The sequence below is a fragment of the Clostridium sp. AF32-12BH genome, from assembly GCF_003477935.1.
Taxonomy (GTDB): domain Bacteria; phylum Bacillota; class Clostridia; order Lachnospirales; family Lachnospiraceae; genus Brotaphodocola.
In genome coordinates this window covers 4,219-4,478 of the sequence record NZ_QUEH01000037.1, presented here as the reverse complement: position 1 = coordinate 4,478, position 260 = coordinate 4,219, and the positions used below count along the sequence as shown (strand labels likewise).

The window sequence follows — 260 nt, the reverse complement described above, 5'->3', positions numbered from 1 at the left end:
AATGTCAGACGCTACCCGGACGGCTGGGGCGAAGCAGCTCCCCTCACAGGCTTGCTTTATTGTGCCGATTGCGGCGGCAAGATGTATGTCCACCGCACCAACAACGGCAAGCGCATTTCTCAATACACCTGCTCACAGTACACCAAAGTTCCTTGCGGGACACTCTGCAAGACTCAGCACCGTATCAATGAAGATGTGGTATTGTCTCTTGTTTCCGAAATGCTCAAAGCCATTGCCGAGTATGCGAAGCATGACCGAGT

The 260-nt window shown here is 52.7% G+C and carries 1 protein-coding gene; it reads left to right on the top strand.

Features of this window, described 5'->3' with window-relative positions; translation table 11 throughout:
* On the top strand, positions 1-260 hold a 260-nt coding region (locus DWZ40_RS18985), incomplete at both ends, for a zinc ribbon domain-containing protein (protein ID WP_182431791.1).